This is a genomic window from Bacillus cereus group sp. MG20, from assembly GCF_040459885.1.
Classification (GTDB): Bacteria; Bacillota; Bacilli; order Bacillales; family Bacillaceae_G; genus Bacillus_A; species Bacillus_A cereus.
On sequence record NZ_JARVHF010000001.1, the window covers coordinates 4,671,797 to 4,698,244 of the forward strand.

Consider the following 26,448-nt stretch of genomic DNA (forward strand, 5'->3'; position numbering starts at 1 on the left):
TCTTTTTATGCATTATGGTACAGGATGTCCATTAGAGCTTTCGAAAATTGTAAACCATTGTTGACGATCTAAGTTAACGTTTGTAGCAAGAGCGGCCGTTTTTACGCGATCTAATTTACCAGAGCCAACGATTGGCATCATATTAGCTGGATGAGCAAGTAACCAAGCATACATAACCGTATCGATACTAGAAACACCTAGCTCAGTAGCAACTTTTTGCATAGTTTCGCGTACACGTACGGCACGTTCGGATTGACCAGTAAAAATTTCCCCACCAGCAAGAGGTGACCAAATCATTGGATTGATTCGTTTTTCTTGGCATAAATCAATTGTCCCTTTTTCAAAATGCTCAAGCTGCAATGCAGAAACTTCAATTTGGTTCGTAATAAGCGGGAAATCTAAGTACGAACTTAACATATTAAATTGTGAAGGTAAGAAGTTAGATACACCGAAGTGACGAACTTTTCCTTCTTGTTTTAATTGTGAAAATGCCTTTGCCACTTCATTTGGATCCATAAAAGGATCGGGACGATGAATAAGTAATACGTCAATATAATCTGTATGTAAATTTTTTAGTGATGCTTCTGCACTTTGAATAATGTGCTCTGCACTAGTATTGTAGTGAGCAACATATCGCTCTGGAAATTTCGGTGATGGGGGAGCGATTCCACACTTTGTAATAATTTGCATGTTTTCTCGTAAGGAAGGCTTTAATTGTAAAGCTTCGCCAAATAACCCTTCACACGTATATCCGCCGTAAATATCAGCGTGATCAAAAGTAGTAATTCCCATATCCATACAATCTTCAATGAAAGAAAGTAATTCTTGTTTTGTCATATTCCATTCTGCTAAACGCCAAAATCCTTGAATAATACGAGAAAATTCTAGCGTTTCAGCCATTTGAACTCGCTCCATTATAAGTACCCCCTTGATGAATAATAATGTTTTGAAAAGGCTTTCTTACTACATATTATTATATAGTTAATTAGGTGTACAAACAATAAATATGTTTTGCTATAAAAACGATTTTTTCTATCATGCCTTTCGAGAGGACTCCCACCTCTAAACGTAAATGAAGGTGGTGAGGTGAATCGAAAGAAATATTTTATTTTCAAGCAAAAAACAGAAACGTATGTTCCGTTTTTGCTATAATATCCTTAACAGGAGGTGAATAAAATGACAAAGGAAAATCCATCAAACTATAAAACTCTTCAAATCTGGATTAAAAAAGGGCATCGTATGTATTCTTATTTTCAAGAATGTTGTCATAACGCTAAGAACATGTACAACACCACAAACTTTTATATACGCCAGGTGTACACTGGATTAACGCAAGAAAAAGAGTTGCAGCCTTTGCAAAAAGAAGTTCTGGATCATATTCATAAAAATATTGGTAAGATGAATGACACACAACGTCTTGCCTATCAGAAGAAATTGGAAAAAGAGAAAGTAAAGCCTAAAGAAGAACAGAAAGAGATTACATGTAATTTGTTTTCAGAACCTAATTTTGAAAAACCTTATGTAGATTACAACTTTCTAGATGCACTATTTAAGGCTATGATTCAAAATGATTATCGAGCTTTGCCTACGCAATGTAGCCAGTCAATCATGAAAGGTTTGTTCCAAAATTGGAAATCTTTTTTTGCTAGTTTAAAAGACTATAAAAAGAATCCAAACAAATATGCTGGACCGCCTAGAATTCCAAAGTATATTCGTTCTTCTGAAAAAGAGATTCTGTATACAAACCAAGATTGCATCATTAAAAACGATAGATTTTTAAAGTTTCCAAAGACGAAATTGCAATTAAATATTGGGAAACTAGGTTTCACTGAGGGTAAACTGAAACAAGTTCGTGTGATTCCAAAATACAATGAATATGTAGTGGAATTGGTAATTGATGTTCCTTCTGAACAACAAATGATTGAAGAGAATGCTCGTTATATGAGTATTGATTTAGGGATTGATAACCTTGCAACCATCGTAACAAACACAGGTATGAAACCTGTCCTTGTTAAGGGCAAACATGTCAAAAGCATAAATCAATATTACAACAAAATGAAGAGTCATTTTACAAGCGTTCTTAGAAATGGAAAACAAACGAATGAAGGGCCTTTTACTTCTAAAAGGATAGAAAAACTTCATCAAAAACGTTACTTGAAAATAAAAGACGTCTTCCATAAAGTTAGTCACCATATCGTAAAACTAGCTCAAGAAGAAGTTTGTAAAATTGTTATTGGTCAAAACAAAAGTTGGAAACAAGAAACGAATATGGGAAAAAGAAATAACCAAACGTTTTGTCATATCCCACATAGTTTATTGATTCAAATGATTACATACAAAGCAAATGCTGTAGGCATTCAAGTTGTTGTAACTGAAGAATCATATACATCGAAAGCAAGTTTTCTGGATAACGACTTCATTCCAACGTATGGAGAAAATGACCAAAATACAACTTTTTCAGGAAAACGAATAGAGCGCGGCATATATCGTTCAGCAAATAAAACTTTAATTAATGCAGATGTAAATGCTGCGGCTAACATTTTACGAAAGGTAATCCCAAATGCATGGACAAATGGGATAGAGGGGTTAGGCGTGAAATAGCTCGCTAATGTGTTAACTCCCCTGACGTTAATCGTCCGTTAGGTCGAAACGTTAGAAACCCCCACTTCAAGATTTGCTAAGTGGGGGAGTGTTCATATGCTATAATGTAGAAACATATAGCTAGAAGGAGATGTACGAAATGATTCCAGTAACAATATTAACTGGTTTTCTTGGATCTGGGAAAACGACATTATTAAATCGTATTTTATCAGAAAATCACGGTAAGAAATTAGCGGTGATTGTAAATGAAATAGGGCAAATTGGCATTGATAATCAGTTGATTATGAATGTGGAAGAAGAAATTATGGAAATGACAAATGGCTGTTTATGCTGTACTGTACGTGAAGATTTACTCGTTGCTTTAAAACAGTTACTGGACGTAAAAGCGGAAGGGAAAATGGATTTTGATGGTTTAGTAATTGAAACGACTGGCCTTGCAAATCCAGGGCCGATTATTCAAACATTCTTTTTAGATCCAGTCATTCAATCTGCATACCAAATTAATGGTGTTGTAACGGTGGTAGATAGTTATCATATACATAAACATTTTGAAAAAGGATTAGAAGCAAAAGAGCAAATTGCGTTTGCTGATGTCGTTTTAGTAAATAAATTAGACTTAATTGAAGAGAGTGAGAAAGAAAATCTTTTGCATGAACTTCAAGGAATTAACCCGACTGCAAAGTTAATTGAGGCGACTAACTGTGAGGTAGATATACCATCTTTATTACAAATCCAAACGTTTAAAACGAAAGATACGTTGCAAATTTACCCTCATAAAGAACATAACCACTTAGAAGGTGTGAAATCATTTGTATTACGTGAAGAACGTCCGCTGGATTTACAAAAGCTTAATGAGTGGATGTCAGCTGTCGTTCAAGAGCTAGGGGAATATTTATATCGTTACAAAGGAATTTTATCGATAGATGGAGTAGATAAACGTATCGTTTTCCAAGGTGTACATACGTTATTTGCTGCTTCGTACGATAGAGAGTGGCAAGAGGGCGAAGAGCGAGTAAGTGAAGTAGTTTTTATCGGAAGAGATATTAATAAAGAGTGGTTCCAAGAACATTTCGAGGAGTGTGTGAAATAAGTCTGTGTAAATCGCAGGCTTATTTTTTATAAGCATTCTATTAGATTGCAAAACAGAATTAAATAAGGGAAAGAAACTAAAAATTGATACATGTATAATAAAAAGCCTGTTTTCACAGGCTTGTATTTTCGTCTATTAGTAACTCCATTACAACACCCACAACTGGACCTTCATCATCAATATCACCATTTAAGCGGAAACCAAATGATTCATACAGTCCCATTGCAAGTTTGTTGTCTGGATGTAAACTTAAGTAAATTATTTTGCATTCAAATTTTTCTTGTAAGAATTGAATGAGTAAGCGAAGGAAACGTTTTGCGTATCCTTTTCCTTGATATTGTTGGTCAATCATAAAGCGATCGAGCCATACACTTTTATGTTTTACTGAATACCATCCATACATTGCATAACCTACAAGTGTTTCTCCATCATATAAACCTACTGACGTTCCGTTTCCTTCATATAATGATTCTGCTAAAGAAAACGCGTTACTTTCAATAAATTGTTGCTGATCTTTTGCGACGTCTAAAGCAACTACTGAACGCCAATTTTTTGCTGTTACTTCACAAATGTGAAGATTCATAATTCCAACTCACCTTCTAAATTAATATAGCTTTAAAGCTAATATGGATAATTTTACTTGTTATTTTGGTCAAGTCAAGGATAAATACATAAAAAGGCAGCTGAATACTAGATTCAGCTGCCTAGAAAATATAATGGATTAGTTTGTTGCTTCTTTCAATGTGTTTACGTTTTCTTCCATTAAAGTGAAGTAATCTTTATTATTTTTTGCATCATCTTCAGAAACAGTAGCTAAGTGATTTAAGCGTAAAACTTTTGTACCAGTTTCTTTTTGAATAACAGATGCTACTTTTGGAGTAGAGAAAGTTTCGAATAAAATATATTTTAGATTATGTTCTTTTACTGTTTTTGTAATGTCAGCAAGCTGTTTTTGAGATGGTTCATCAGAAGCTGAAATTCCAGCGATAGGAATTTGTTTTAGGCCGTATCGTTGTTCCCAGTAACCATAGGCAGCATGAGAAACTAAAATTTCTTTCGTTTTTGCGTTCGCTACAGCTGCCTTAAATTGATCGTCTAAATCAGTAAATTTAGTTTGAAGTGCTGCAAAGTTTTTTTCGAATTCTTTTTTATGTTCAGGTTGTAATTCTACAAGTGCATTTTTAATTTTTTCTGCCTGTTTCATTGCTAGAGTAGGATCTAACCAAACATGTGGGTCTTTATCGTGATGATGTTCATCTTCTTTATGGCCATCTCCATGATCATGATGCTCTTCTTCAGTAGAAGCACGAAGCTCAATACCTTTAGATGCATTTACAATTTTAACATTTTCTTTTTGTAATGTTTTTTCCATTTTTTCAGCAAATGGTTCTAATTCAGCGCCGTTATAAACGAATAAATTGGCTTTTGCAACTTGTACTGTTTGTTTTTGACTTGGTTCAAATGTATGTGAATCTGCACCAGGTGGGTAAATTGCTTCAACATTTACATAGTCGCCACCGATTTTCTTTGCGAAATCAGCAAGTGGGAAAATCGTTGTATAAACTGTTAGCTTTCCATCTTTCTTGGCATTACTTTCTTTTTTATTTGAGCATCCAGCGAAAATTAAGGTAAAAATAAGTAAGAATGAAAATATAGTCAATCTTTTAGGCATGAAGTTCTCCTCTTTTCTTTTTTACGGATATATTTTCCCCAATTATAGAAGAAAAATATCATTTTAATACAAAACGGAATAATTACGTTTTAGTTTGCGAACTTAGTATAATACATCTTTAATAAAGTTGCAATAAATAATAATCATTCCGATTTGTTTTTGTTATAAAGTTGTCAAATATAGGTGTATTATTTTTGCAAATGCATGCATATGTGACAACGCTGTTTTCATATATTGAAAAGGAGGTAAAGAGGGGGATGAGCGCTTGGGTTACTTAATGGAAGCTATTTTATTAATATTAGCGGTAGTATTGCCATTATCTTTCGTATTAATTTTTTTAAGAAGATTAATAAGTAATTTAGGGGACGCTACAACAATAACGAAATTACAAGAGAGAGATGAGAAAAAAGAGTGAGTAAAGCACTATGCGTACGCATAGTGTTTTACTTGTGGTAAAATAAGAGCAGGAAACTCCTAAAGGTTGTATTTTACTGAAGGAGAGAAAAGTAAAATAAGAGGTATATGCATATATGAATAAGCGAACAGCGTTAATACTTGGTGCAAGTGGTTTAGTTGGACAAGAGATAACGCGTCTATTACTTGAATCAGATTACTACGATTCGGTTACTATTTTTGTAAGAGAGCCAATGCGATTGCAACATGAGAAGTTACAGCAGAAACAAGTTGATTTTTCGGTATTAGAGGAATATAAAGAGTTCTTTGCTGTGGATGATGTTTTTAGTTGCTTAGGAACAACAATAAAAAAAGCAAAAACAAAAGCAAATTTTAAAAAAGTAGATTATGAATATACGTTACGAGCTGCTTGTTTAGCTGAAAAACAAGGGGTGCAAAATTTCCTTGTTGTGTCTTCTATGGGAGCGAATCCTAAATCATTTTTCTTTTATTCACAAGTGAAAGGAAAAATGGAAGAAGAATTGCAAAAGTTAGTGATTGGTGGTATTCACATTTTTAGACCATCATTATTAGTAGGAAACCGACAAGAATTTCGTTTCGGCGAACGAATGGCTGAAAAGTTATCTCGTATTATTCCTTTTATTTTTAAAGGGGCTTTCAAAAAGTATAAACCAATTTCAGCTAAAGATGTGGCGAAAGGTATGTATATAACCGCGCTGCGAGAAGAATCGGGTATCCATACTTATAATTCAAATGAAATTACAACGATAGAATAAATAAAACCGAGAAGAATGACTTCTCGGTTTTATTTATTCGTATGAATTTTTCCTGGTGCTCGCTTATATTGGTGAGGTTCTTGCAATTCAAAGCCAAGTTCATTGGCCGCTATTCTTGGGAAGTACGGATTGCGAAGTAATTCACGTCCGATGAAAATTAAATCTGCTTCGTTCTTATTTAAAATTTGCTCTGCTTGTGACCCAGTCGTAATCAATCCAACTGCACCAGTTGCAATCTTAGTATGCTCTTTAATATGTTTGGCGTATTGTACTTGGTAACCAGGATACACATCAATATGTGCTGGTACAACTGCACCAGAACTACAATCGATTAAATCTATTCCCTGTTCTTTCATCCACTTTGTATACTGAACATAATCTTGAACTGTTAGCCCGTCAGGATGATAATCATTTGCTGAAATACGAACAAATATTGGTCCGTCCCAAACTTCATTTACAGAGTCGATGATTTCGCGTAAGAAACGATAACGGTTTTCAGGTGAGCCGCCGTATTCATCCGTTCGTTTATTAGTAAGTGGTGATAGGAATTCATTGATAAGGTAACCGTGAGCGCCATGTAGTTCGATAACATCAAATCCGGCTTGTTTTGAACGTAACGCGGCCTTCTGAAAAGCTAATATAGTCTCTTTGATTTGTTGTATATTCATTTCTACTGGTATTTTCATCGTATCATTAAAAGGAATTGCAGAAGGAGCGAAAGCATTCGTATCTAATTCAGCTTTTCTTCCGGCGTGAGCGAGTTGAATGGCAGCTTTTGCACCGTTATCATGTATAAAAGTAGTCGTTTTATGTAAGCCTTCAATTAGGTTGTCATCCCAAATGCCCAAGTCTTTGTTAGAAATTCGTCCTTCAGCTAACACCGCAGTTGCTTCAACCATAACTAAACCTACTTGGCCAGCAGCGCGAGTTCCATAATGAATGAGATGAAAATTCGTAACGCTGCCATCCTCACTCCCTGATGAATACATACACATAGGCGACATAACGATACGATTTTTTAGTGTAACGTTCTTAATTGTATAAGGTGAAAAAAGCTTGGAATTCATCAAATAGCCTCCTTGATTGAATTTTCTTATATTTTACCATTCTCTTTTTTGTTTCTCTAATAAAACGCTTATACGAAAAATTTTGTATATTCGTGTTACAATGACTAATATGAACTGAATTGGAGGATGGCATATGTACCAGGCTTATTATGAGAGCGAAGTAGGTTTGCTTGAAATTACAGCGAATCAAGAAGGAATTACGTCTGTTATATTTGTTGATGAACGACAAGAAGAAAATAAAAATGAAATGATAGAACAATGTATAAATGAGTTAGATGAATATTTTAAAGGGAAAAGAAAAGAGTTTACGGTCCCGCTGTCTGCAGAGGGAACAGCATTTCAAAAAAATGTATGGGATGCACTTTATACTATTCCATACGGCGTAAGTGCTTCATATTTAGATATTGCAGAGAAAGTTGGAAATATAAAAGCTGTACGGGCAATAGGAGGGGCGAATAGTCGGAATCCAATTTCAATAATTGTTCCATGTCACCGTGTAATAGGAAAGAGTGGAAAGCTTGTTGGATATGCTGGTGGTTTATGGAGGAAAGAGTGGTTATTAAAACACGAAGGTATTTTGAAATGACGTATGGATGGGAAGAGGGATTGTTTTGAAATGTATAAATTGTGGGCAACCTTGCGAGGAGGAACAGTTAAATTGTGCAAGTTGTCAGCGAAACTTGGATAATGAACAAGATGAAGGTAGCTCGTTAATAGATAAAGAACTGGAAGTATATGTAGGGAGACAATATCCGTATTATCAAAGGAAATGGGAGCTTGAGAATAAGCGGATTGCTAGGTGGAGCTGGAATGGTTGGGCTGCTATTTTCAATATAGGCTGGCTAGGATATCGTAAATATTATATACCAGCTGCTTTATTTATGCTGTTATTAGTAGCTTGTGATGCATTTTCGTACTATATGGGATTTAATGTAGCGTTGCCAATCATTAATATGGTGCCTCTGACGTTTTTATTACTCATTTTTATTCTGTTTGGAATGGGGATTTTTGCAAATGGATTATACTATCAATTTGCGGAAAGACGTATATACCGAATAAAAGCAAGAGAAATAAAAGATAAATCAGTTGAAAACTATCTAATCAATGATAGTGGCGGAACGAGCAAAATGGGAGCGACAATTGTTACTATTTTAGCAGTTGCTAGCATATTTTTTAGTCATTTCTTTTTTCCGACTGATCGAGACGTTATTCAAAAGGTTCGTACAAGCTCACTTTATGAATATCCTTTCTTTTCAATAGGTGAATCTTTCGAAAATTATTTTCAAAATTCAGGTTGGATATATTATCGTGGAACGGAAGGGTTAGAATTAGTAGAATTCCAAGGATATAACACCGGAACGCCAAGACAAAAGGTGAAGATTCAATTTGTTGTCGATTATAAATTAGGTGAAGTGGAACCATACTCACTTATGGTTAATGGTGAATCTAAAACTGAAGAAGAGTTTTTGAAGCTGATGGAAGAAATATTTAAAGTTCAAAATCCATTTGATATAGAGGATGGATTACAAGTAAATGCTATTTAAAAAATCGGTTGGAAAGAAATTTCTAACCGCTTTTTTCTATGTTTGTAAAAATAAATATTTAAAATAATCAGAATCTTTTGTATAATAAAATATATTAAATAGGATTTAACTTATACATATAGATTGGGGGAAGGAAGAATGAAGAGAAAGACAACAACAATTGCTGCACTTGCATTAACGACGAGTGTATTGGTTGCGGGATGTGGGAATGGTGAGAAGGCTTCGACAACGAAGAAAGAATCGAATAAGGGAATGGCAGATAAACAAGTTTTAAATTTACTAGAAACAGCTGAAATTCCTTCAATGGATACATCTAAATCAACGGATTCTGTATCTTTCCGTGTATTTGTAAATGCAATGGAAGGTTTATATCGTCTAGATAAAGATAATAAACCAACACCAGGTATGGCAAAAGATGTGAAGATTAGTGAAGATAAAAAGACATATACATTTGAATTACGTGATGCGAAATGGTCAAATGGTGATCCAGTTCGAGCACAAGATTTTGTATATGCATGGCAACGTACATTAGATAAAGCATTAGCGGCAGAATATGCATTCATTTTATTTGATGTGAAAAATGCACAGAAAGTAAATAAAGGTGAATTACCAGCAGATCAATTGGGTGTTAAAGCGAAGGATGATAAAACGTTGGTAGTAGAATTAGAGCAACCAGCACCTTATTTTCTTGAGCTTACGTCGTTCCCTACATTTTTCCCATTAAATGAAAAATATGTGAAAGAGCAAGGAGATAAATACGGATTAGAAGCAGATAAATTATTATATAATGGACCATTTACAATGAGTCAATGGAAACATGAACAAAATTATCAGTTGAAGAAAAATCCTAATTATTGGGATAAAGATACTGTAAAATTAGACGAAATTAATGTAAGTATTGTGAAGGAAACAAGCACAGGAGTAAATTTATATGATAGTGATCAAGCAGATCGAGTTATTTTAACTTCTGAATTTGTTGATAAATATAAAAAGAATAAGCCAGATGAATTTAAAACGAAGTTAGATCCACGCATATATTTCTTGCGTTTTAACCAAAAAAATGCAACATTTAAAAACCAAAAAGTACGTGAAGCGATTGATTTAGCATACGATAAAAAAGGAATTGCTGATGTCATTTTAAATGACGGTTCATTGCCAGCATATTTCTTAGTACCTGAAAAATTTACGACAGGTCCGGATGGAAAAGATTTCCGCTCTGTAAATAAAAACTTCCGTGATAGTAAAGATAATGCAGAGAAAGCAAAAAAATTATGGGAAGAAGCGAAGAAAGAGCTTGGTCAAGATACAATTACGGTTGAATTACTAAACGATGATAACGGTAGCCGTAAAAAAGTGGGCGACTTTATTAAGGAAGAACTAGAGAAAAACTTGCCTGGTATTAAAGTGAATTTGAAACAGCAACCATACAAGCAGAAGCTAGATTTAGAAAAGAAATTCCAATATGAATTCTCATTATCTGCATGGAGCCCTGATTATCCGGATCCAATGACTTATATTGATATGTTTGTTACTGGAAGCTCATTTAATGAAATGGATTATTCTAATCCGAAGTATGATGATTTAGTAGCGAAATCAAAAGGAGAGCTATTAAAAGATGATAAAGCACGCTGGAATGCACTTGCGGAAGCTGAAAAAATCTTAATTGGTCAAGACGCAGCAATTTCTCCTACGTACCAACAAAGTACAGCTTATTTAGAGAAGCCATTTGTAAAAGGTATTGCTAATCATACGTTTGGTGGGGACTTCAGTTATAAATGGGCATATATTACAAAAAAATAGTATAATAAAAGATGAGTGAATTTTCGCTCATCTTTTATTTGTATAAGGAGGAATTATAGTTGTTAAGGGGAATCAATCATATTTGTTTTTCGGTATCTAATTTAGAAAACTCTATTATGTTTTATGAAAAAGTATTAGAAGGAGAATTATTAGTTAAAGGAAGAAAATTGGCTTATTTTAACATATGTGGAGTATGGATAGCGCTTAATGAAGAGACGCATATTCCGAGAAATGAGATTCATCAATCCTATACGCACATTGCATTTTCTGTTGAACGAGAAGACTTTAAATGTTTAATACAGCGATTAGAAGAAAATGATGTTCATATTTTACAAGGAAGAGAACGTGATATCAGAGATTGTGAATCTATATACTTTGTTGATCCTGACGGTCATAAATTTGAGTTTCACTCAGGGACACTGCAAGACCGTTTAAATTATTATAGGGATGAGAAACCTCATATGACATTTTATTAGGGAGGGATAGCATTTGCATGCACTTGTAATTGGTGGAACAGGAATGCTAAAGAAAGTTTCTATGTGGCTTTGTGAGAAAGGATTTTATGTTTCTATTATCGGGCGAGATGAAGTGAATTTAGAAAATGTTAAGCGAATGAGTTCTGCACCAGAAAATATTACATGCCTTTCGTTAGATTATCATAATGATGCAGATGTAAAGCTAGCTATTAAAAGTACAATTAAGAAAAATGGCCCGATTACATTAGTTGTTGCATGGGTACACACAAGTGCAAAGCATGCACTATCAAATATTTGTAAAGAACTAGATTTGTCGTCTAAAACATATAGTTTATTTCATATTTTAGGTAGTAAAGCATCACGTATGCCTGCACAAAAAATAGGAAGTACGCGATGTATTTATTATAGAATTATTTTAGGTTTTATTTTAGAAGATACATATGGGAGATGGCTTACGCATGAAGAGATAGCTGATGGAGTTATAAAAGGGATTGAAAGTAAACGAGCGGAGTGGATTGTAGGGAGAGTTGAACCATGGGAATTACAACCAACATGGTGAGGGGGAGTAAGAAATGAAAACAACTATATATGTAACAAGGCATGGTGAAACAGAGTGGAATGTAGCGAAGCGAATGCAGGGACGGAAAAATTCTGCTTTAACTGAAAATGGTATAGTTCAGGCAAAACAATTAGGGAATCGAATGAAAGATTTACCAATTCATGCGATCTATAGTAGTCCGAGCGAAAGAACACTTGATACGGCAGAGTTAATAAAAGGGGAACGTGATATACCCATTATAGCGGATGAGCATTTCTATGAAATCAACATGGGTATATGGGAAGGACAAACAATCGCGGATATAGAAAAGCAATTTCCAGAAGAAGTACATCTATTTTGGAATGAGCCACATCTTTTTCAGTCAACATCAGGCGAAAATTTCGAGGCCGTTTATGAAAGAGTAATTGAAGGGATGCAGCTTCTTTTAGAGAAGCATAAAGGACAAAACATATTGATTGTTTCTCATGCGGCAGCAGCAAAATTACTTGTAGGGCATTTCGCGGGAATTGAAATAGAAAATGTGTGGGATGATCCATTTATGCATAGTGCCAGTTTGAGCATAATAGAATTTGAAGAGGGTATTGGTAAAGTGAAACAATTTGCAGATATAAGTCACTTTCAATGAATGAAAAAAGGCCGCAAAGCGGCCCTTTTTGGTGGTATAAAACCTAGCAATTACGTTTTTTATACCAGAAGTGATCGAATTTCTTATTTTTGCAAGATGGGAATTTATGTCCGCCTTTGCAATCATTCCATTTGTGTCCGCTATCGTGACAGTCTTTACCATGATCACATGAATCATCGCAAGAGTGACCGTGTCTGTTAGGGAAGAATTCGCATTTTTTACAGAAACTTCGTTTTGTCCAGAAAAATTTCTTTTCAAAGCGTATGCATTTTGTAACGAAAGTGCAATGTTTTCTGCGAGTACGTTTTGTAACTAAAACGCATTCTTTTCTACGCGTTACTTTCGTAACGAACGTCCATTTTTGAACACGTACACGAGTACATTTCGTAACGAATGTCCATTTTTTTACATGTGTACATTTTGTAACGAACGTACAATGTTTCACGCGAGTACATCTTGTTCTTGGACATTTACCCCCAGTTGTACATTTACATCCAGTTGTACAATGATGATGAGTGAATTTATCATCATCGCATTCAAAAGTACTTGGATCTTGGTGTAAGAAATCCTCCATCCCAGCACTTTTGATTTCTTCGACAGCTTTTCTAATATCACGTTTCATAGAAATCCTCCTTATCATGTATTAAAGTGAAAAGGTATTCTTTTTCCTTAACATGATATGTATGTAGGCATCTTTCTGAACAGGACAAGAGTGTAATTTTATATAAATAGATGATTGCGGATGTATGGACAAGACAAGGCGCATACATTGAATGAAGAGAACTGAGAAGGGATGAGAAAACATGCTGCCTTCATATGATTTTTTTGTTCATCCAATGTACTTAGTGGAATTGAAAAAGGACATTTGGTCAGATAGTCCAGTGCCAGCAAAATTAACTTATGGAAAAAAGAAGTATGACATTGATATCGTATACCGTGGGGCTCATATTCGCGAATTTGAGAAAAAGTCTTATCATGTTATGTTTTATAAGCCTAAAAAATTTCAAGGTGCGAAAGAGTTTCATTTAAATTCGGAGTTTATGGATCCGTCTCTCATACGAAATAAATTATCTTTAGATTTTTTTCATGATATTGGTGTACTTTCGCCAAAATCACAACATGTATTTATAAAAATTAATGGTCAAATTCAAGGTGTGTATTTACAGTTAGAATCGGTTGATGAAAATTTTTTGAAAAATAGAGGATTACCGAGTGGTTCTATTTATTATGCGATAGATGATGATGCGAATTTTTCATTAATGAGTGAACGAGATAAAGATGTTAAGACAGAGCTCTTTGCGGGTTATGAATTTAAATATTCGAATAAAAATAGTGAAGAACAACTGAGTGAATTTGTATTTCAAGCGAATACTTTGACGAGGGAAGCCTATGAAAAAGAGATTGGGAAGTTTCTACATGTCGATAAATATTTAAGATGGTTAGCAGGAGTTATTTTTACACAAAACTTTGATGGTTTCGTTCATAACTACGCACTATATCATAATGATGAAACAAATTTATTTGAAGTTATACCGTGGGATTATGATGCGACTTGGGGGCGAGATGTACAAGGAAGACCACTTAATCATGAATATATTCGCATTCAAGGGTATAATACGTTAAGTGCAAGATTGCTAGACATACCTGTATTTAGAAAGCAGTATCGAAGTATTTTAGAAGAAATATTAGAAGATCAATTTACAGTTTCGTTTATGAGGCCGAAAGTAGAAGGGTTGTGTGAATTGATTCGTCCATATTTACTACAAGATCCATACATGAAAGAAAAATTAGAAACATTTGATCAAGAGGCTGATATGATTTATGAATATATAAATAAGAGAAGAAAGTATATACAAGACCACTTACATGAATTGGATTAATTTTGAAAGAGATTGAAACGTTATCAATCTCTTTTTTTTGTATAATAAAGATGTATCAATAAAAATGAAGTAATATATTTGATAGAGAATGGGGATGCGGATATATGACGATTAAATGGATTGATTGGGTAAAACAAATACAATCTATAGCTCAAGCGGGTTTAACGTATTCTAAGGATGTGTATGATATTGAGCGTTTCCAGCAATTACGAGATATTTCTATTTCAATGATGTCACATTACACGAAAACAGATTGGGAAGTCGTAGAGAAATTATTTGCAAGTGAGACAGGCTATCAAACACCTAAAGTTGATATAAGAGCGGTTGTTTTTCAAAATGAAAAGTTATTATTTGTGAAAGAAAAAAGCGATGGGAAATGGGCATTGCCAGGTGGATGGGCTGATGTCGGTTATACGCCAACCGAAGTTGCAGCAAAAGAAGTTTTCGAAGAGACTGGTTATGAGGTAGATCATTTTAAGTTACTAGCTATATTTGATAAAGAAAAACATCAACCATCTCCATCGGCGACGCATGTATATAAGATTTTCATTGGATGCGAGATTATTGGTGGAGAAAAGAAAACTAGCATTGAAACAGAAGAGGTGGAGTTTTTTTGTGAAAATGAATTGCCTAATTTATCAATTGCTAGAAATACAGAAGACCAAATTAAAGAGATGTTTGCCTACATGAAAGACCCACAGAAAGAGAAATTAATAGATTAATCCTGCTTGAATTGTACATATTGTTAAAATGAAGATATTGGCAGATTGCAGCCTTTATGTAATAATGGGATGGTATGTGAAGAAAAAAGGAGATAAAAAAGAACATGTTAGCAAACATAATAGATCAGTTATTGCAATTTTTTGCAAGCTTAGGTTACTTTGGAGTAGCTCTTGCTTTAATGATTGAAGTAATCCCAAGTGAAATTGTACTTTCGTATGCTGGCTTTTTAGTAGCGAATGGTAAAATTAGTTTTGTTGGTGCAGTTATTGCCGGAACGATTGGTGGTACTTTAGCACAAATCTTTTTATACTGGCTTGGATACTACGGAGGGCGTCCGGTTGTAGAGAAATACGGGAAATATCTACTTATTAATAAACATCATTTAGACATAGCAGAAGGTTGGTTTAAACGTTATGGAGCAGGCGTAATATTTTCTGCGCGCTTTATACCAGTAGTACGTCATGCGATCTCTATTCCAGCAGGACTAGCTAAGATGCCATTAAAACTATTTACACTTTATACGGTTGTAGCGATCATTCCGTGGTCAATTCTATTTATATACTTAGGTGAAAAACTTGGTGGGAATTGGCGACAAATTAAAGAGTATGCATCTGATTACACACATTACATAATTATAGGAGCTGTTCTTTTTATTGCTCTATACTTTGGTTTAAAGTATTTCAAAAAGAAAAAAGCTGCGCGTTAAAGTCAATGATTTTTCATTGGCTTTTTTATTTGTTTCCGGTTCTAAAAAAAAGGAGTTGTCCATAATGTGTAATAATAAAGCGTAGCGGAGGAATGTGATGAAAGGGTCACCGTTTATACGTGGAACGATATTTTTAACGATGGCAACGATGATATCAAAAATGTTAGGGTTTATATATGTTATACCATTTACAGCGATGGTCGGTACGAGTGGTTACGTTCTATACACGTATGCATATCGTCCTTATACCATCATGCTCAGCATTGCGACAATGGGATTACCACTTGCAGTTTCAAAAATGGTATCAAAATATGATCAACTGAATGATTATCATACGGTTAAGAGAGTGTTGAAAAGTGGAATCGTGTTTATGTTTATAATGGGAGTCATTTCGTGTTTTACGTTATATATGCTAGCTCCGCATTTAGCTAAGCTTGTCATCGATGGGAATGATCAAACGGGGAATAGTGTAGGAGCGGTTACTACTAATATTCGAATTGTAAGTTTTGCGTTAATACTTGTGCCAGTAATGAGTTTATTAAGGGGCTTCTTTCAAGGATTCCAATCGATGGGGCCTTCTGCATTAAGTGTCGTTGTAGAGCAATTTTTTCGGGTTTTAACCATTTTAATAGGAAGCTTTGTCGTTTTATATATTTTAAAAGCATCTGTCTCGCTAGCAGTTGGTATTTCAACATTTGGTGCCTTTATGGGAGCGGTTGGTGGATTAACTGTTTTAAGTGCGTATTATATGAGAAGGAGAAGGCACTTAAAGAAAAAAGAAATGGCAAGTATACCACAAACAACGAAATCTTTTTTCTCGCTTTATAAGGAGCTCTTTACATATTCTATTCCTTTTGTTGTGGTGGGCTTAGCAATTCCGTTGTATCAGACGATTGATACATTTACAATTAATAAACTACTTATACAAATAGGGTATATGCAAGGAGAAGCGGAAAAAATTAATGCGATAATTGGTCTTGTTCAAATGGTTGTGCTCATTCCGGTATCCGTTGCGACAGCTTTTAGTATGTCTCTCGTACCAGAGATGACGAAAGCTTACACAGCAGGAAATACGAAGCTATTGTACAAACATTTTACGAGAACAAATGTATTAGTAGTAGCGATTACGGTACCGGCGGCAATTGGAATGATGGTGTTAGCCAAGCCTGTATATACTCTTTTATTCGGTGCTGGAAATGATCCAGAGATGGGGAGAATCATTTTACAGTATTATGCTCCTGCTTGCATATTATTTTCTCTTTTTACAGTAACGGCTGCTATGCTACAAGGAATCAATCAACAGCAGAAGACGGTGCTAGGACTAGTGATTGGAATTATTGTGAAGATAGTTTTAAATATTGTATTGCTTCCGTATTTCGATTATGTAAGTTTTATCATTTCAACATACGCTGGCTATACGATTTCAGTCGGGTTTAACTTGTGGATGCTTTCTAAATATGTTATAAAGGCAACATAAGCTTTTAAGGCAGAGAGCACTCTGTCTTTTTCTATGTTTATCCCGCTTTAACGGGCAGTGAGACCCTCACCTCAAAATTCAGTGAAAGAAAAGAAGTTTGGTTGGGGGCGGGTAGCCCGTAAAAGCCCGATTTGTGAGGGCTAATAATCAGTGGGGGATGAAGCCACCCACTGATTAAAGTTTCACTTTATAATATTTTTCCTATAAAAACGTTTTCAAAATAATTTTTCTATTGAAATTTAAACGTATGTTTCATATGCTGAGAATGGCGGTTTAAAAACTGTGATTTAAGAGAGGTAGATTCCTACATGTAAAAAGAATCGGGGTGATAGTATGTTAAATATATATTTAACAGACCGAAACGGAAAACTACAAGAGATTGAGGAAATGCAAAAGGGGTGCTGGATTAATGTACTTCATCCAACAGAAGAAGAAATTCAATATCTAGTACAAACTTTAAATGTAGACTTAGATTTCATTAAAGACCCTTTGGATGATGAAGAACGCTCTCGTATTGAAAAGGAAGACAATAATACTTTAATTATCGTGGATATTCCGACAGTTAGACATGACGAAGAAGGAAATTCGATTTATGACACGATTCCAATAGGTATGATTGTGATGCCGGATTGTTTTGTTACAATCTGCTTAGAAGAGAATCCAATTTTTGAACGTTTTATTAATCAACGTATTAAAGAATTTTATACGTTTAAAAAGACGCGCTTTGCACTTCAGCTCTTATATACGATTTCTACTTATTATTTAAGATACTTAAAGCAAATAAATCGAAAAACAATTGATTTAGAGCATCAATTAAATCAGTCAATGAAAAATAAAGAGATCTTCACATTATTAGGCCTTGAGAAAAGTTTAGTATACTTTACAACGTCATTAAAGGCTAATAAAATTGTAATTCAAAAGTTAATGCGTAATAGTACATTTTTAAAAATGTATGAAGACGATCAAGATTTATTAGAAGATGTATTAATTGAAAATAAGCAGGCTATTGAAATGGCGGAAATATATAGTCACATTTTAAGTGGAATGATGAATACTTTTAGCTCCGTTATATCAAATAATTTAAATAGTGTTATGAAACTGTTAACGTCAATTACAATCATTTTATCTTTACCGACGATGGTTTCTAGTTTCTTTGGAATGAACGTAAAGGTTCCGTTTGAAGGGGAAGCCCACGGTTTTGTAATTGTACTCATCATATGTGTAACACTATCTTTCACGTTAGCTTTTGTTTTTTGGAAGAAACGTTACTTTTAACGATAAAAAAGCTGCTCTAGCATAGTTATATAACTACGCTAGAGCAGCTTTTTTGCTATGAAATCTCAAATTTTGAATAGAATATAACTTGTACAATGTAATGTATATAAAGGGTATGTATGCCATATAAACCTTGTCCAATTAATGAAATGGGGTTAAAATTACATATTGTTAATGAAAAGTTGGAGGAAATACATCATGGAATTGTTTCAATTACCGAAAGCATTCCTGCAAATGAATACAATTTTTATCTCCATATTGATCGAAGCACTTCCGTTTGTGCTAATTGGTGTATTTATTTCAGGATTCATTCAAATGTTCGTGACAGAAGATATGGTGGCTAAATGGATGCCGAAGAACCGATTTCTGTCTGTTTTATTAGCTACTTTTTTAGGCATGTTGTTTCCAGGTTGTGAATGTGGAATTGTTCCGATTGTAAGACGATTAATCGGAAAAGGCGTTCCACCATACGCAGGGATTGCATTTATGTTAACTGGTCCAATTATTAATCCAGTTGTTTTATTTGCAACATACGTTGCCTTTGGGAGTAGTATGCACATGGTATGGTATCGTTCTATTGTAGCGATTATCGTAGCCATTATCGTTGGAATTATATTATCCTTTATGTTTAAAGAACATCAATTAAGAGATGATCACTTCCCAGAAGTGAATAATAAGCGTCCACTGCGTAAAAAAATGTGGGATGTATGTACACACGCTGTTGAGGAATTCTTCTCAATGGGAAAATATTTAGTACTAGGTGCGTTAATTGCAGCAGCGGTACAAACGTTTGTACAAACTTCAACACTTCTTGCTATTGGACAAGGTCCGTTTTCTTCATCAGCTGTTATGATGGGACTTGCTTATATATTATCACTTTGTTCAGAGGCAGATGCATTTATCGCTTCTTCGTTCCAAAGTACGTTTTCAACAGCTTCACTTGTCGCGTTCCTCGTTTACGGACCGATGGTGGATATTAAAAATATGTTTATGATGCTTGCGACATTTAAAACTAAATTTGTAATTGTTGTTATAGTTACAGTTACTCTTGTTGTTTATGCAAGCTCACTACTCATTTATGCGATGGGGTGGTAGGTTATGTTTCGAGCATATATATTATTAGGTTTTACAATATTAATTGCGCAGCTTCATATTTCCGGTAACATTACGAAGTATATCAATATGAAGTATGCCTATTTATCAACAACAGCAGCAATTATTTTAGGTTTCTTAACGATTATACAAATTATCGTCGTTTTCCAAAAAGAGCACCAAAAGGAAAAAGAGAAAAATGATTGCAGTTGTGACCATAGCCATTGCGGACATGATCATTCAAAAGATGAGAATACATGGTGGAAAAAAGCATTTTCGTACTCCTTGTTTTGTTTTCCAATTATCTCAGGCTTATTTTTCCCGATTGCAACGTTAGATTCAGATATTGTTAAGGCGAAAGGATTTCATTTTCCTGTTGCACAAGCAGAAAGTAAGGATCCATTTATGACAAGACAATTTCTAAGACCTGATACGAGCATTTATTACGGGAAAGAAGGATACCGCGGTGTAATGGAAAAAGGGAAGAAAGAGTTTGTTACGAAAGACAATATTAATTTGAAAGATGAAGACTTCCTAAAGGGTATGGAAACAATTTATAATTATCCTGGCGAGTTTACTGGGAAAAAATTATCTTTTAAAGGGTTTGTTTTTAGAGATGATTCTTCTAAAAAAGAACAATATTTCTTATTCCGTTTCGGTATTATACACTGTGTAGCGGATTCTGGTGTATATGGTATGTTAGTGAAAAAACCAGAAGGCGTAGAGTGGAATAATGATGACTGGATTCAAGTAGAAGGAGAGATAACTACTGAGTTTTATCAGCCGTTTCATGCGAATATTCCTGTATTAGAAGTAACAAAATGGAATAAAGTTGAACAGCCGAAAGAACAATATGTATTTAGAGGAGCCGATTGATAAAATCGGTTCTTTTTTGTGGACTAAAAGTTCTGAATGTTGCTAATATTAAACGTGTAGTTCATTTAGTATAGGGATTATTGAAATATTAGGGATAGATCATTAAAGGGGTGATAACAATGACAGAAGTAAAGGGGAAAACAGCCAATGAGTCAAGGGTGTTCAAAACGAGCCGGGTATTCCCAACAGATTTAAATGATCATAACACGCTATTTGGTGGGAAGATATTAGCGGAGATGGATATGGTTGCTTCTATTTCAGCATCCAGACATTCGAGAAAGGAATGTGTCACAGCATCTATGGACTGGGTTGATTTCTTACATCCTGTTCGTTCTTCAGATTGTGTTAGTTATGAATCTTTCGTAATTTGGACGGGAAGAACTTCGATGGAAGTGTTTGTGAAGGTAGTGGCTGAAGATTTAATTTCAGGTGAGAAGCGTATAGCGGCAACGTCATTCGTTACTTTTGTTGCACTTAGTAAGGGAAATAATCCAGTTCCAGTACCGCGTGTTATCCCTGAAACAGAAGAAGAGAAAGAATTACATCGTATTGCAGTGTTACGTGCAGAGCAGCGTCATATACGTAAGGCAGAGAGTAAGAAAGTAGCCACATTGTTAACCTTTTGAGATAAATGTTTAGCCATTTAAGTTACAATAGCAGGCGGAAATGGTTTTAAAATGAAAAGCGGACACCTAAAAATAGGTGTCCGCTTTTATAGTTTTTTCATCCACATATCATATGACAGTAGCTACTTAGCAGAAGCAAGCAGCACCGACGATGATTAAGAGGATAAATAATACGACTAATAGCGCAAATCCATTACCATGTGCGAAGCCCATTGTTATTTCCTCCTTTTATTTTAAGATACAACATACAATATGCAAATGAGCTATTGTTTGATATGGACATATATCATGCAATGACATATTTTCTTGAATGATAATGTAATAAAAAAGGGAAGATATAGAAATAACAGTAAGTGGAGAAAGGAATTTATCCATGAAGCACTTTTTCGCTATAATCCTTTGTTTAATAGGTGTATTCATTTGGATGAACATCGATGTGGAAATGGGGAAGGAAATGGCTAGTGAATATGAATTAGGACAAGTTCGATTAGGTGAATTTCAACTATATACGAACGGTGAAGAGTTATATAGAAAATTATTTGAGGATATAAACGAAGCAGAAAAGTATATATATATCCATTTTTATATTGTAGGAAAAGATGAAATAAGCGAAGAGTTTTTACAGTTATTAGAGAAAAAAGCATCTAGTGGAGTAGAAGTGAAATTGTCAGTCGATCGGATAGGTGGATATAAGCTGAAGAAAAAGGTAATTAGCCGATTAAAGGAAAACGGTGTGAAGTTTACATTTAGTAAAAAACCGAAACTGAAAAATGTTTTCTATTCTTTGCATCAACGAAATCATAGACGTATTGTTACGATAGATGGAAAGGTATCATACGTCGGTGGTTTTAATATCGGAAAGGAGTACCTTGGACAAGATCCGAAGTTTGGGCCATGGCGTGATTATCACGTGCGCATCCATGGTGAGGGTGCAGCGGATATGGAAAGAAAGTTCGCCGAAGATTGGAAAGAAGATACAGGAGAAAAAATGCCTATACATGAAAGTATACCGACATTAGGGAATGTAAAATATCAATATTTATTTTCAAATGGAAAAGGCTTATGGGAAAAGTATGGGGCACTTTTAAAAAAGGCTAAAAAGTCTTTAATTATCGCTACACCATATTTTGTACCAAGTAAAGAAATGGTGAAAGAGTTAAAAGCTGCATTAAATCGTGGTGTTAATGTGAAAATTCTCGTGCCATTTAAAAGTGATGCCATATTGTTAAAACAAGCTGCCTATCCATATTTGAAAGATATGTTACATGCTGGAGCGGAGATTTATCAATATCGAAATGGATTTTTTCATGGGAAAGTAGCAATCATTGATGGAGAAATTGTTGATATTGGGACAGCGAATTTTGATAATAGAAGTTTTTATTTAAATTGTGAGTCTAACTGTATCATATATGATAAAACAGTTGTTGATGAAGTATGGAGTCGATTAAAGGTAGACTTTCATAAATCAAAACGATTTTCTGAAGAAGATTTTGAGAAAATTAGTAGATGGGATTGGTTTTTAGCAAGAATAGCGAATGTTTTAGCATCATATTTATAACATATAGACCCTAGAGAAGGGAGGCACTTTCATGGATTGTATGAAAGAATTAATGAGATATAGTTATATGCTAATATACAAGGTTGGAGAGTATGCTGGAAAGGTCAGAGACGAAGAATTAAAAAATCTATTACAGCACCATTTACCATATATGTTACAAGCATATAATGAACAAGTAAATTTTCAAGAAGGAGAGAATGTGCAGCATATAACCTGTGAAACAACGGAGTTTGGTTTGCATGAAATGGAAAAGGAAACAGTTAGTAAATATACAGGGGATATTCATATTGCAACATGTTATATTGCGCACTTAAAACGATTAGCTCTAAAGTTTGCTCAAGTTGCAGTGGAAGTTGCTAATCCGGAGTTCCGCTCATTTTTGGAAAATTGTTTCCTGAAAATGAACCGTTACGCTTATAGTGTGTGGCAATATGTTATGAAGAAGGAATATAAGATTACACATCTATATGAAAATGAAAAGTTTGCATGAGAAACTAAGGCGGAATGGTATGCGCCTTAGTTTTTTTATGTCCATTTAGAGAAAAAAATTAGTTTTATTGTGTATCGATTGGAAATGAAATATGTAAATTTAAATTAGTTTTTGTTATCAGAAGATTTACAAAAATTTACCGTATATTTACTGTTTTTCAATCTCTCCTTTAAAAATAGAGAGTAATATGAGGTTGTACATATTCTATCACAGGGAGGAAACGCAAATGAACAAATGGGTTAAATCATTAACTGCTATGGCACTTGCAAGTTCTTTATTAATGGTAGGTTGTAGTAAAGGTGAAGACAAGAAGAAAGAAGACGACACAACAACACAACAAGAGGATAAAAAGGATAAAGAAACAAGCGGAACCGAGAAGTCTACTGATTCTAAAGAGAAAAAATAAAAATAATAAAGCTTCCTCTCATATATGAGGAAGCTTTTTTGTTGTAAATTGATTGATATTATTGAAAAATAGAAAGAGAATGAAAGAGGGGGAAAACAAATGAAAGTATGTATATTGGGAGCAACAGGACGAGTAGGTTCAAACATAATTAATTTAGCATTAAAGGATTCAGCTGAAGTGACTGCATTAGCGCGTGATTTTAATAGAATAGAAATACAACATGAAAGGTTACGAGTGATAGAAGGTAATGTATTGAACGAAAATGATATAAAAAAAGCGATAGAAGGAAGCGATATAGTAATTAGTGCACTTGGAACGGATCAAAATGGAACATTAGCGAAGAGTATGCCACAAATTATTAAGCAAATGGAAGAAGAAGGGGTTCATAAGATCATAACAATAGGAACGGCTGGTATTTTACAAGCAAGAACGGATCTAAATTTATATCGTTTTCAATCAACGGAATCAAAAAGGAAAACGACAACAGCAGCAGAAGATCATTTGGCTGCATATAAGGTACTAAGTAATAGTAATAATTTATGTTGGACAGTTGTTTGTCCGACACATTTAATAGACGGTGAGGCGACAGAGGTATATCGAACTGAAAAAGATATATTGCCAGAAGGTGGATCAAAAATTACAGTGGGTGATACAGCACACTTTGCATGGGATCTATGTAAGAAAAACATATATGAAAATAGTCGAGTAGGTATTGCATATTAAAAAACCATCCCGAAGTCGGGATGGTTAAAATATGATATAACACAAGAAGATGACAATCATAATGATTTGGAGAATTGCTTTCGCTACTGTACTGCTTAAAAAACCAACTACAGTAGCGACTCCAACTAGAAAGGCATCTTTTGGCGCTTTTTTATGCACTAGTTCTGTTATAAATACTGATAAAAACGGTATGATAATAAGTCCGAATGGTGGGAAGAAGAACGATCCGACAATGATAGAAATCATTCCGACACGTTCGCCCCATTTAGAACTACCGTATTTTTTTAAGAAATATCCATTTGCAATAAAATCAGCAACGAAAATGAAAAGAGTGAAAATGACTTGAATAATCCAAAAAAAAGTTGTTAATTCTCCTCCATTTATACCGAAATGGTAAATTAAATATCCAGCCCAGACAGCAAGTATGCCAGGGATAATGGGATAAATAAAGGCGAGAAATGAAACAAGGAAACAGGCAATGATACAAATTGTTAATAAAACAGTCACTTTATAGCTCCTTTTTAATATCTAGTTTATGTACAGCAACTTTTTTGACTTGATGTCCATCAAGTTCTAATACTTTAAATTGAAAACCAGCATATTCAATGGAATAACCAGCTTCAATATTTAAGTCAACTGCTTGAGAGAGAAGCCATCCTCCAATTGTATCTAAATCACTATCATCAATATGGAGGCCAAACATATCATTTACTTCAGAAATGAGCACCTTTCCATCTAAAACAGTAAGCTTAGGTGTACGCTTTTCAATCATAGGTGATTCATCCGCATCGAATTCATCTTGAATTTCTCCAATGATTTCTTCAAGAATATCTTCCATCGTTAAAAGTCCGGCAGTGCCACCATATTCATCCATAACGATTGCCATCTGAACGCGATTTTTTTGAAGATGGACTAACGTTTTACGAATTGGAACTGTTTCAAATACTGTTAAAACAGGATGTATATAAGATTCAAGTGGTTTATAAATACCTTTCGTTTGATCATGGAATACTTCTTTCGTATTAATCATCCCGATGATATCATCTTTATCTTTTTCAATGATTGGATAGCGTGTATATTTTTCAGTTGCGACGATATCCATATTTTCTTCTAACGTATTTTCAGTAGATAAGCAAATCATTTCGGTACGAGGAACCATTATTTCTTTCGCAACTCGATCATCAAATTCAAAAATGTTATTTACATATTTATATTCGGTTTGGTTTATTTCACCGCTTTTAAAACTTTCACCTAAAATGAGTCGCAATTCCTCTTCAGAATGAGCAAGTTCATTTTCTTTGGCAGGTTCTAATCCGAGTAGTTTTGTGAAAAATATAGCTGCACTATTGAGTAACCAAATAAATGGATACATAATTTTATCAAATAAAATAAGAGGTTTTGCAAATTTGAGTGTGATTGCTTCTGCTTTTTGAATTGCGAAAGACTTTGGAACTAACTCACCTAATACAACGTGGAAAAATGTAATAACACTAAAAGCAATAACAAAAGATAAAGTGTTAGCCATTGTTCCAGTAATATTAATTTTTTCAAAGAGCGGTCGTAGTATATGTTCCACAGTCGGTTCACCAAGCCAACCAAGCCCTAAAGAAGTGATCGTAATCCCGAGCTGACAAGCTGATAAATAAACATCTAAATTAGATAGGACGCTTCTTGCAGCTAAAGCTTGTTTATTACCTTCATTTGCAAGTTGGTCAATTCGACTTTTTCGTACTTTTACAACAGCGAATTCTGATGCAACGAAAAAGCCAGAAATAAGAATAAGTACAAAGATGAGAAAAATATTTAATATGTCCAAGTGTGTTCTCCATTCCAAGGTTTGGAATAAAGATGTCACCTCCTGCAATTATGTTATACTTTTATAATAAATCCAAATGAAAAGAATAGTCAAAGGAAAAGGGCAAATATTGGTATGTTTCTGTAATAGTTTTTGAATTTGCTGTTATTTTGTCCGCTATACAAAAGGAATAACCC

The 26,448-nt window shown here is 34.3% G+C and carries 30 protein-coding genes; 22 read left to right on the plus strand and 8 right to left on the minus strand.

Going from position 1 to position 26,448, the window contains the following annotated elements:
* Positions 1-12 precede the first annotated feature (12 nt).
* On the minus strand, positions 13-915 hold the full coding sequence (locus tag QCI81_RS24010) for an aldo/keto reductase (protein ID WP_071731033.1): 903 nt from the start codon (positions 913-915) through the stop codon (positions 13-15).
* A 261-nt stretch (positions 916-1,176) separates the two neighbouring features.
* Between QCI81_RS24010 and QCI81_RS24015 the strand changes: the two genes are divergently transcribed.
* Together QCI81_RS24015 and QCI81_RS24020 are read left to right on the plus strand one after the other, a co-directional pair.
* On the plus strand, positions 1,177-2,601 hold the full coding sequence (locus QCI81_RS24015; protein ID WP_353810898.1) for an RNA-guided endonuclease InsQ/TnpB family protein: 1,425 nt from the start codon (positions 1,177-1,179) through the stop codon (positions 2,599-2,601).
* 139 nt (positions 2,602-2,740) lie between these two features.
* Positions 2,741-3,691, plus strand: coding sequence for a CobW family GTP-binding protein (locus QCI81_RS24020; protein WP_053564697.1), 951 nt, complete (start codon positions 2,741-2,743; stop codon positions 3,689-3,691).
* Between the two features lie 112 nt (positions 3,692-3,803).
* Here the strand turns inward: QCI81_RS24020 and QCI81_RS24025 are convergent, their stop codons facing one another.
* The gene (locus tag QCI81_RS24025) at positions 3,804-4,274 is read right to left on the minus strand and encodes a GNAT family N-acetyltransferase (RefSeq protein ID WP_001048677.1); all 471 of its coding nucleotides are present in this window, start codon (positions 4,272-4,274) and stop codon (positions 3,804-3,806) included.
* A 138-nt stretch (positions 4,275-4,412) separates the two neighbouring features.
* Positions 4,413-5,363 carry a metal ABC transporter substrate-binding protein gene (locus QCI81_RS24030; RefSeq protein ID WP_001126154.1) on the minus strand — a complete coding sequence of 317 codons (951 nt, stop codon included), beginning with the start codon at positions 5,361-5,363 and terminating at the stop codon, positions 4,413-4,415.
* Between the two features lie 265 nt (positions 5,364-5,628).
* Between QCI81_RS24030 and QCI81_RS24035 the strand changes: the two genes are divergently transcribed.
* Together QCI81_RS24035 and QCI81_RS24040 are read left to right on the plus strand one after the other, a co-directional pair.
* Positions 5,629-5,778, plus strand: a complete 150-nt coding sequence (locus QCI81_RS24035) for a hypothetical protein (RefSeq protein ID WP_000540932.1) — start codon at positions 5,629-5,631, stop codon at positions 5,776-5,778.
* A gap of 115 nt (positions 5,779-5,893) precedes the next feature.
* Positions 5,894-6,553, plus strand: a complete 660-nt coding sequence (locus QCI81_RS24040; protein WP_071730018.1) for an oxidoreductase — start codon at positions 5,894-5,896, stop codon at positions 6,551-6,553.
* A gap of 29 nt (positions 6,554-6,582) precedes the next feature.
* On the opposite strand, the gene namA is transcribed toward QCI81_RS24040, so the two are convergent.
* The gene (namA, locus tag QCI81_RS24045) at positions 6,583-7,620 is read right to left on the minus strand and encodes an NADPH dehydrogenase NamA (RefSeq protein WP_071730021.1); all 1,038 of its coding nucleotides are present in this window, start codon (positions 7,618-7,620) and stop codon (positions 6,583-6,585) included.
* Between the two features lie 133 nt (positions 7,621-7,753).
* On the opposite strand from namA, the gene QCI81_RS24050 reads away from it, so the two are divergent.
* The 6 genes from QCI81_RS24050 to QCI81_RS24075 all read left to right on the plus strand — a co-directional run bounded on the left by QCI81_RS24050 (position 7,754) and on the right by QCI81_RS24075 (position 12,624).
* Entirely contained in the window at positions 7,754-8,206 is a 453-nt protein-coding gene (locus QCI81_RS24050) for a methylated-DNA--[protein]-cysteine S-methyltransferase (protein ID WP_000283912.1), read from the plus strand.
* A 7-nt stretch (positions 8,207-8,213) separates the two neighbouring features.
* The gene (locus tag QCI81_RS24055; RefSeq protein WP_075720181.1) at positions 8,214-9,164 is read left to right on the plus strand and encodes a DUF2628 domain-containing protein; all 951 of its coding nucleotides are present in this window, start codon (positions 8,214-8,216) and stop codon (positions 9,162-9,164) included.
* A 138-nt stretch (positions 9,165-9,302) separates the two neighbouring features.
* The gene (locus QCI81_RS24060) at positions 9,303-10,964 is read left to right on the plus strand and encodes a peptide ABC transporter substrate-binding protein (RefSeq protein ID WP_000824276.1); all 1,662 of its coding nucleotides are present in this window, start codon (positions 9,303-9,305) and stop codon (positions 10,962-10,964) included.
* 59 nt (positions 10,965-11,023) lie between these two features.
* Complete coding sequence (gene fosB / locus QCI81_RS24065; protein ID WP_053564692.1) at positions 11,024-11,440, plus strand: FosBx1 family fosfomycin resistance bacillithiol transferase; 417 nt, start codon at positions 11,024-11,026, stop codon at positions 11,438-11,440.
* A gap of 13 nt (positions 11,441-11,453) precedes the next feature.
* Complete coding sequence (locus tag QCI81_RS24070; protein ID WP_071730022.1) at positions 11,454-11,999, plus strand: short-chain dehydrogenase; 546 nt, start codon at positions 11,454-11,456, stop codon at positions 11,997-11,999.
* A gap of 13 nt (positions 12,000-12,012) precedes the next feature.
* Positions 12,013-12,624, plus strand: a complete 612-nt coding sequence (locus QCI81_RS24075; RefSeq protein WP_071730024.1) for a phosphoserine phosphatase 1 — start codon at positions 12,013-12,015, stop codon at positions 12,622-12,624.
* A gap of 43 nt (positions 12,625-12,667) precedes the next feature.
* Here the strand turns inward: QCI81_RS24075 and exsB are convergent, their stop codons facing one another.
* On the minus strand, positions 12,668-13,246 hold the full coding sequence (gene exsB / locus QCI81_RS24080; RefSeq protein WP_053564689.1) for an exosporium protein ExsB: 579 nt from the start codon (positions 13,244-13,246) through the stop codon (positions 12,668-12,670).
* Positions 13,247-13,427: 181 nt separating this feature from the next.
* On the opposite strand from exsB, the gene cotH reads away from it, so the two are divergent.
* The 8 genes from cotH to QCI81_RS24120 all read left to right on the plus strand — a co-directional run bounded on the left by cotH (position 13,428) and on the right by QCI81_RS24120 (position 21,279).
* Positions 13,428-14,504, plus strand: coding sequence for a spore coat protein CotH (gene cotH / locus QCI81_RS24085; RefSeq protein WP_000937999.1), 1,077 nt, complete (start codon positions 13,428-13,430; stop codon positions 14,502-14,504).
* Between the two features lie 104 nt (positions 14,505-14,608).
* Positions 14,609-15,226, plus strand: a complete 618-nt coding sequence (locus tag QCI81_RS24090) for an NUDIX hydrolase N-terminal domain-containing protein (protein ID WP_069355460.1) — start codon at positions 14,609-14,611, stop codon at positions 15,224-15,226.
* A gap of 104 nt (positions 15,227-15,330) precedes the next feature.
* A complete protein-coding gene (uptA, locus tag QCI81_RS24095) occupies positions 15,331-15,933 on the plus strand; it encodes an undecaprenyl phosphate transporter UptA (RefSeq protein WP_000880691.1) in 603 nt (200 codons plus the stop codon).
* A gap of 97 nt (positions 15,934-16,030) precedes the next feature.
* Complete coding sequence (locus QCI81_RS24100; RefSeq protein WP_000678842.1) at positions 16,031-17,410, plus strand: putative polysaccharide biosynthesis protein; 1,380 nt, start codon at positions 16,031-16,033, stop codon at positions 17,408-17,410.
* A 333-nt stretch (positions 17,411-17,743) separates the two neighbouring features.
* The gene (locus QCI81_RS24105) at positions 17,744-18,685 is read left to right on the plus strand and encodes a magnesium transporter CorA family protein (RefSeq protein ID WP_000932389.1); all 942 of its coding nucleotides are present in this window, start codon (positions 17,744-17,746) and stop codon (positions 18,683-18,685) included.
* A 198-nt stretch (positions 18,686-18,883) separates the two neighbouring features.
* On the plus strand, positions 18,884-19,780 hold the full coding sequence (locus QCI81_RS24110) for a permease (protein WP_000418716.1): 897 nt from the start codon (positions 18,884-18,886) through the stop codon (positions 19,778-19,780).
* A 3-nt stretch (positions 19,781-19,783) separates the two neighbouring features.
* The gene (locus QCI81_RS24115; RefSeq protein ID WP_000488043.1) at positions 19,784-20,653 is read left to right on the plus strand and encodes a TIGR03943 family putative permease subunit; all 870 of its coding nucleotides are present in this window, start codon (positions 19,784-19,786) and stop codon (positions 20,651-20,653) included.
* 119 nt (positions 20,654-20,772) lie between these two features.
* The gene (locus QCI81_RS24120) at positions 20,773-21,279 is read left to right on the plus strand and encodes an acyl-CoA thioesterase (protein WP_053564687.1); all 507 of its coding nucleotides are present in this window, start codon (positions 20,773-20,775) and stop codon (positions 21,277-21,279) included.
* Positions 21,280-21,405: 126 nt separating this feature from the next.
* On the opposite strand, the gene QCI81_RS24125 is transcribed toward QCI81_RS24120, so the two are convergent.
* Positions 21,406-21,492, minus strand: a complete 87-nt coding sequence (locus QCI81_RS24125) for a YjcZ family sporulation protein (protein WP_000505094.1) — start codon at positions 21,490-21,492, stop codon at positions 21,406-21,408.
* A 160-nt stretch (positions 21,493-21,652) separates the two neighbouring features.
* Here QCI81_RS24125 and cls point away from each other — a divergent pair, with 160 nt between their 5' ends.
* The 4 genes from cls to QCI81_RS24145 all read left to right on the plus strand — a co-directional run bounded on the left by cls (position 21,653) and on the right by QCI81_RS24145 (position 24,456).
* On the plus strand, positions 21,653-22,837 hold the full coding sequence (gene cls / locus QCI81_RS24130) for a cardiolipin synthase (RefSeq protein WP_142340478.1): 1,185 nt from the start codon (positions 21,653-21,655) through the stop codon (positions 22,835-22,837).
* A gap of 31 nt (positions 22,838-22,868) precedes the next feature.
* Positions 22,869-23,327, plus strand: coding sequence for a spore coat protein (locus QCI81_RS24135; protein WP_000340543.1), 459 nt, complete (start codon positions 22,869-22,871; stop codon positions 23,325-23,327).
* A 226-nt stretch (positions 23,328-23,553) separates the two neighbouring features.
* Complete coding sequence (locus QCI81_RS24140) at positions 23,554-23,733, plus strand: hypothetical protein (protein ID WP_001045960.1); 180 nt, start codon at positions 23,554-23,556, stop codon at positions 23,731-23,733.
* Positions 23,734-23,832: 99 nt separating this feature from the next.
* Positions 23,833-24,456 carry an NAD(P)-dependent oxidoreductase gene (locus tag QCI81_RS24145; RefSeq protein WP_053564686.1) on the plus strand — a complete coding sequence of 208 codons (624 nt, stop codon included), beginning with the start codon at positions 23,833-23,835 and terminating at the stop codon, positions 24,454-24,456.
* Positions 24,457-24,480: 24 nt separating this feature from the next.
* Here QCI81_RS24145 and QCI81_RS24150 read toward each other — a convergent pair whose 3' ends face one another.
* Both QCI81_RS24150 and QCI81_RS24155 read right to left on the minus strand, forming a co-directional pair.
* Positions 24,481-24,963: a DUF456 domain-containing protein gene (locus QCI81_RS24150; protein ID WP_071730028.1), complete on the minus strand. Its 483-nt coding sequence runs from the start codon at positions 24,961-24,963 to the stop codon at positions 24,481-24,483.
* Between the two features lies 1 nt (position 24,964).
* Positions 24,965-26,272, minus strand: coding sequence for a hemolysin family protein (locus QCI81_RS24155; protein ID WP_016081950.1), 1,308 nt, complete (start codon positions 26,270-26,272; stop codon positions 24,965-24,967).
* Positions 26,273-26,448: the final 176 nt, after the last annotated feature.

Excerpts from the sequence above, each read along its gene's own strand:
- QCI81_RS24010 (WP_071731033.1), bottom strand. The coding sequence starts at position 915 with ATGGAGCGAGTTCAAATGGCTGAAACGCTAGAATTTTCTCGTATTATT.
- QCI81_RS24015 (WP_353810898.1), top strand. The coding sequence starts at position 1,177 with ATGACAAAGGAAAATCCATCAAACTATAAAACTCTTCAAATCTGGATT.
- QCI81_RS24020 (WP_053564697.1), top strand. The coding sequence starts at position 2,741 with ATGATTCCAGTAACAATATTAACTGGTTTTCTTGGATCTGGGAAAACG.
- QCI81_RS24025 (WP_001048677.1), bottom strand. The coding sequence starts at position 4,274 with ATGAATCTTCACATTTGTGAAGTAACAGCAAAAAATTGGCGTTCAGTA.
- QCI81_RS24030 (WP_001126154.1), bottom strand. The coding sequence starts at position 5,363 with ATGCCTAAAAGATTGACTATATTTTCATTCTTACTTATTTTTACCTTA.
- QCI81_RS24040 (WP_071730018.1), top strand. The coding sequence starts at position 5,894 with ATGAATAAGCGAACAGCGTTAATACTTGGTGCAAGTGGTTTAGTTGGA.
- namA (WP_071730021.1), bottom strand. The coding sequence starts at position 7,620 with ATGAATTCCAAGCTTTTTTCACCTTATACAATTAAGAACGTTACACTA.
- QCI81_RS24050 (WP_000283912.1), top strand. The coding sequence starts at position 7,754 with ATGTACCAGGCTTATTATGAGAGCGAAGTAGGTTTGCTTGAAATTACA.
- QCI81_RS24055 (WP_075720181.1), top strand. The coding sequence starts at position 8,214 with ATGGGAAGAGGGATTGTTTTGAAATGTATAAATTGTGGGCAACCTTGC.
- QCI81_RS24060 (WP_000824276.1), top strand. The coding sequence starts at position 9,303 with ATGAAGAGAAAGACAACAACAATTGCTGCACTTGCATTAACGACGAGT.
- QCI81_RS24075 (WP_071730024.1), top strand. The coding sequence starts at position 12,013 with ATGAAAACAACTATATATGTAACAAGGCATGGTGAAACAGAGTGGAAT.
- exsB (WP_053564689.1), bottom strand. The coding sequence starts at position 13,246 with ATGAAACGTGATATTAGAAAAGCTGTCGAAGAAATCAAAAGTGCTGGG.
- cotH (WP_000937999.1), top strand. The coding sequence starts at position 13,428 with ATGCTGCCTTCATATGATTTTTTTGTTCATCCAATGTACTTAGTGGAA.
- QCI81_RS24090 (WP_069355460.1), top strand. The coding sequence starts at position 14,609 with ATGACGATTAAATGGATTGATTGGGTAAAACAAATACAATCTATAGCT.
- uptA (WP_000880691.1), top strand. The coding sequence starts at position 15,331 with ATGTTAGCAAACATAATAGATCAGTTATTGCAATTTTTTGCAAGCTTA.
- QCI81_RS24100 (WP_000678842.1), top strand. The coding sequence starts at position 16,031 with ATGAAAGGGTCACCGTTTATACGTGGAACGATATTTTTAACGATGGCA.
- QCI81_RS24105 (WP_000932389.1), top strand. The coding sequence starts at position 17,744 with ATGTTAAATATATATTTAACAGACCGAAACGGAAAACTACAAGAGATT.
- QCI81_RS24110 (WP_000418716.1), top strand. The coding sequence starts at position 18,884 with ATGGAATTGTTTCAATTACCGAAAGCATTCCTGCAAATGAATACAATT.
- QCI81_RS24115 (WP_000488043.1), top strand. The coding sequence starts at position 19,784 with ATGTTTCGAGCATATATATTATTAGGTTTTACAATATTAATTGCGCAG.
- QCI81_RS24120 (WP_053564687.1), top strand. The coding sequence starts at position 20,773 with ATGACAGAAGTAAAGGGGAAAACAGCCAATGAGTCAAGGGTGTTCAAA.
- QCI81_RS24125 (WP_000505094.1), bottom strand. The coding sequence starts at position 21,492 with ATGGGCTTCGCACATGGTAATGGATTTGCGCTATTAGTCGTATTATTT.
- cls (WP_142340478.1), top strand. The coding sequence starts at position 21,653 with ATGAAGCACTTTTTCGCTATAATCCTTTGTTTAATAGGTGTATTCATT.
- QCI81_RS24135 (WP_000340543.1), top strand. The coding sequence starts at position 22,869 with ATGGATTGTATGAAAGAATTAATGAGATATAGTTATATGCTAATATAC.
- QCI81_RS24140 (WP_001045960.1), top strand. The coding sequence starts at position 23,554 with ATGAACAAATGGGTTAAATCATTAACTGCTATGGCACTTGCAAGTTCT.
- QCI81_RS24145 (WP_053564686.1), top strand. The coding sequence starts at position 23,833 with ATGAAAGTATGTATATTGGGAGCAACAGGACGAGTAGGTTCAAACATA.